Source organism: Phytoactinopolyspora endophytica, assembly GCF_004138495.1.
Taxonomy (GTDB): domain Bacteria; phylum Actinomycetota; class Actinomycetes; order Jiangellales; family Jiangellaceae; genus Phytoactinopolyspora; species Phytoactinopolyspora endophytica.
On record NZ_ML142866.1, the window covers coordinates 146,730 to 150,850 of the forward strand.

At 64.8% G+C, this 4,121-nt stretch carries 6 protein-coding genes; 2 read left to right on the forward strand and 4 right to left on the reverse strand.

The window, feature by feature from the left end; genetic code table 11:
* The 4 genes from pspAB to ELR45_RS27610 form a co-directional block, all read right to left on the reverse strand.
* The coding region (gene pspAB / locus ELR45_RS27595; RefSeq protein ID WP_129669221.1) for a PspA-associated protein PspAB at positions 1–541 on the reverse strand (541 nt) is incomplete at its 3' end.
* An 18-nt stretch (positions 542–559) separates the two neighbouring features.
* Positions 560–1,462 carry a zinc metalloprotease HtpX gene (gene htpX, locus ELR45_RS27600; RefSeq protein ID WP_129669183.1) on the reverse strand — a complete coding sequence of 301 codons (903 nt, stop codon included), beginning with the start codon at positions 1,460–1,462 and terminating at the stop codon, positions 560–562.
* A 113-nt stretch (positions 1,463–1,575) separates the two neighbouring features.
* Positions 1,576–1,875: a PspA-associated protein PspAA gene (pspAA, locus tag ELR45_RS27605; protein ID WP_129669184.1), complete on the reverse strand. Its 300-nt coding sequence runs from the start codon at positions 1,873–1,875 to the stop codon at positions 1,576–1,578.
* Positions 1,872–2,666 carry a PspA/IM30 family protein gene (locus tag ELR45_RS27610; protein ID WP_129669185.1) on the reverse strand — a complete coding sequence of 265 codons (795 nt, stop codon included), beginning with the start codon at positions 2,664–2,666 and terminating at the stop codon, positions 1,872–1,874. The genes pspAA and ELR45_RS27610 overlap by 4 nt, the downstream gene beginning before the upstream one ends.
* A 235-nt stretch (positions 2,667–2,901) precedes the next feature.
* Here ELR45_RS27610 and ELR45_RS27615 point away from each other — a divergent pair, with 235 nt between their 5' ends.
* Together ELR45_RS27615 and ELR45_RS27620 are read left to right on the forward strand one after the other, a co-directional pair.
* A complete protein-coding gene (locus ELR45_RS27615; protein WP_129669186.1) occupies positions 2,902–3,465 on the forward strand; it encodes a DUF3043 domain-containing protein in 564 nt (187 codons plus the stop codon).
* Positions 3,462–3,989 (forward strand): GNAT family N-acetyltransferase, encoded by a 528-nt coding sequence (locus tag ELR45_RS27620; protein WP_205857383.1) that lies wholly within the window; start codon positions 3,462–3,464, stop codon positions 3,987–3,989. Before ELR45_RS27615 ends, ELR45_RS27620 begins: the two co-directional genes overlap by 4 nt.
* Positions 3,990–4,121 lie beyond the last annotated feature (132 nt).

Here is a 4,121-nt window from a genome sequence, read left to right on the forward strand (position 1 = left end):
GGAACCAACGGCTGACGTCCTGCTCGATCGAGAGGTCGCCGCTGACCAGGGCCCGCACCTGAAGCTCGAGGGCGTTGTCCCGCCGCTGGGCCTTGCTGTCCATCGGCGCGAACGGGTAGAACGTACCCCGCTTGTACAGGTACACCAGCGCCAGGCCACGGCCATCGTCCGAGCGTAGCCCGATCGTCGTGCACAGCAGTGACGGGCCGAAGTCGTTTGCCTCGAGCGTGGAGTTCACCGAGTGCAGATCGGTACAGAGCGCGACCATGTCATCCGGAGAACGTTTGACGACCAGCCAGGTGTAGCCGTAGTCGTCGAGCTTCTCCTCCGGCTCAGCTCCGCCGAGCAGCTCCGTGATCTCCGTTTTCAGCCGAGCGAACGGGCCCCCTTCGGCCTGCCGGAAGCAGACCGCTCCGACACCCGTCGGGTGCATCTGCGCCGAAGCTTCCAGGGTCAGCGCGGCCGTCGGCAAGCCGAACAATGCGTCTAGATTCGGCTCGACCCGCTTGGACCGACCGAAAATCGTATCCCAGAATCCCATGATCTCCTGTTTGACCTGTCACTCGCGGCCGAGCTCGACAGAGATCTTGTCGAGTTGAGCGAGCCGCTTGTCCAGCTTCGGATGGCTGGCGAACAAGGATGCGATGTCCAGCTTCCCGGTCAGCGCGGGAACGAAGAAGAATGCGTTGTACGGCTCCGCCGCGCGCAGGTCCTTATTGGGGATCTGTGCCATCTCGCCGGAGATCTTGGTCAACGCGCTGGCCAAAGCCGACGGCTGCCCGGTCAGAATGGCCCCGGCGCGGTCCGCCGCCAGCTCCCGGTAACGCGACAACAGACGCGTGAGCAGGAAGCTGACGAAGTAGACCACGGCAGCGACCACCATGACACCGAGCGCGATGAGAGCGGCGTTGTTGTTGTTTCCACGACCACGCATCATCCCGCTCCACAGGACGGCACGAGTCATGAATCCGGCCAGCACACCGACCACCGAAGCGATCGTCATCACCAGAACATCCCGGTGAGCGACGTGCGAGAGCTCGTGCGACAGCACCGCCTCGAGCTCTCGCTCGTCCACCTTCCTTCGAAGTCCGTCCGTCACGCAGACGACTGACCGGTCTGGGCTGCGTCCAGCCGCGAAGGCGTTGGGCAGGTCTGTGTGGGCGACCGCGACCTTCGGCTTCGGCATGTCCGCCATCGCACACAACCGGTCGATCACCGCGTGCAGCTGCGGGTCCTCGGCCGGCGAGACCTCGCGGGCTCCCATGGCGGACAACGCGAGCTTGTCGGAGAAGTACCACTGCCCCCACAGCACGCCGAGCCCGATGATCACACCCAGCACCCACGCGCCCGACAGCAGCGAGATCGCGCCGACCAGCACGACATAGAGCACGGCCAGCAAGACCATGGTCATCAGCATGCGCGTGGTCAATCCACGGTCCGGCGCGAACCTCGTACGTGCCACCGGGCTACTCCTCCTGTTGTCGCAGTCCTGCGGAGAGTCGAATGAGAGACTTTCCTCTAATCAACGCTGTGGCGTGCCACAGCGTTCCCAACCGCCACCCGCAGGAACAGACTTCAGCGAGCCGAGCTCGGAGGATCGGCCGGGATCAGGCCCTCCTCCGTGAGCAGCTCACGGACCTCGTCGATGTGTGCCTCCGCGTACGGAAGGAAGAGATCACTGTCGACCAGCTCGTCATCGGGCACCGGAGTGCCCACCTTCCGTACCTCGTCCAGCAACGTGACCAGGGCGGCGCGGAACCGCTCGTCGTCGCCCGAGTCGACCGCCTCACCGAGCTCATCGTCGAGACGGTTCAGCTCGGTGAAGAACTCGTCGGCAACCTTCAGCTGCCCCTCGCCCATGATGCGGATGATCACCGCTGTCCCTCCTCGCGCTTGGTCTCCGCCTCAAGGACGGACTCGGCCGAACCAGACTCACCTTCGATCGCCTTCGGCGCCTCGCTGGATCCTCCGGTCAGCTCACCCCTCATCTTGGCCAGCTCCAGCTCGACGTCGTTGGTCGAGGACAGCTGGTCCAGCTCGGCGCTGATGCTGTCCGAAGGGCTCCCGGTGACGTCGTCGAGCGCGCCAGACGCCAACAGCTCGTCGATCGCGCCGGAGCGCGCCTGCAGCTCGGCCGTCTTGTCCTCGGCGCGCTGCACGGCCATGCCGACATCGCCCATCTCCTCAGAGATGCCGCTGAAGGCCTCGCCGATACGGGTCTGAGCCTCGGCCGCGGTGTAGGTGGCCTTGATGGTCTCCTTCCGGGTGCGGAAGGATTCGACCTTCGCTTGAAGCCGCTGCGCAGCCAGCGTCAGCTTCTCTTCCTCGCCCTGCAGCGCCTGATGCTGGGTGCGCAGGTCGCCGATCTGCCCTTCCAGGCCAGAACGGCGGCTCAGCGCCTCACGAGCCAAGTCCTCACGGCCGAGGGACAGCGCCTTCTTGGCCTGTTCCTGCAGCTTGCCGGACTGCTGTTGGAGTTGGGTCATCTGTACTTCGATGCGCTTGCGGCTGGTGGCAACGTCTGCCACCCCGCGGCGCACCTTCTGAAGCATGTCGAGCTGCTTCTTGTAGGAATAGTCGAGGGTCTCCCGGGGGTCCTCAGCACGATCAAGCGCCTTGTCGGCCTTGGCCCGGAAGATCATGGACATTCGCTGAAAGATCCCCATGTGGCCAGGTAGCCCTTCCTTGAGCGGTTATCAGTCTGTCCTTAAGCGTTCGCAGTCCTACCCTACGGTGTGAAGGCCCACGATGGCAGGGAGGGTACCAACGCGACGGCCATTCACCTACAACCGGTAAGCCCAGCCGATGGCCTTGGGACTGTCTCTAACCTACCCTGTAGGTGTGTTCCGTCGCCGATCCGACTCCGAATCCAGCAACGCCCAGACCGTGGCGGAGGCCGATATGACCTCTGATTCTCCCGGTTCCGACAACGCGCGTCCAGACATCCAGCCTGGTCCGAAGGGGCGCCCGACGCCTAAGCGCAGCGAGGCCGAACAGGCTCGCAAGGAGCGGGTGAAGCCCCCGCTGAACAAGCGCGAAGCGATGCGAAAGGATCGCGAGCGCATGAAGGCGCAACGGGCCAAGGCCCGCAGCGCCATGGCCACCGGTGACGAGCGCTACTTCCTGAAGCGCGATCAGGGACCGGGCCGGAAGTTCCTGCGCGACTACGTCGACTCCCGGCGTACCGTGGGCGAGTTCTTCCTCCCGATCATCGTGGTCGTCCTGTTCGGCAACTTCATCCCGATCCCGCAGGTGCAGGTCATCATGATGACGCTCTGGCTGGTGGTGATGCTCATGCTCGTCGTCGACATGACGATCCTCAGCATCAGAGTCAAGCGAGAGTTCCGAAAGAGATTCCCCGACGACGAGGGACGTGGACACGCGTTCTACGCCATCATGCGGGCGATGCAGATCCGCCGGCTGAGGCTCCCGAAGCCTGCTGTCAAGCCTGGAGAAGTGGTGTGACGGACACATTCACCGGCGGCAAGGATGTCACCGAGATCCTGATCCGCCCGCTGAGGTACTCCGACCCGGTGGTACGCGCGCTCGAAGACGAGCTGCAGCAGGAGTACATCGAACGCTACGGCGACCCCGATGACGCTCCAGTGGCACCGGACGAGTTCGCGCCGCCGGAGGGTCAGTTCCTGGTGGGCTTCCTCGGCAACGAGCCCGTCGCCACCGGCGGTTTCCGCCGGCACGCGGATCATGTCGCCGAGATCAAGCGGATGTACGTGTCGCACGACCACCGGGGTGGCGGCCACGCCCGCCGGATGCTCGTCGAGCTGGAGGAACGAGCGGCGGCTGCCGGCTACCGGCGCATCGTGCTCGAGACCGGACTCAAGCAACCCGAGGCTATGGCCCTTTACACCTCGAGCGGTTACGAGCCCACCAGCCCGTACGGCATTCATGCGCACACCGAGTTCGTCCGCTACTTCGGCAAGGATCTCGACCCGGAACCAGCGGCGACGGACGAGCCGGAACCCGCCTAGTGCCCCGTAAAGCCGGTCTCTTGACGTCTGTGGCGCCCAGGCGGACGCCTCGCGGCGTTGCCGTCGTCGTCCGATGTACCAGCATCGACCTCCTCCGGCGCCTTGCGAGGCATCCACCTGAACACCACAGCC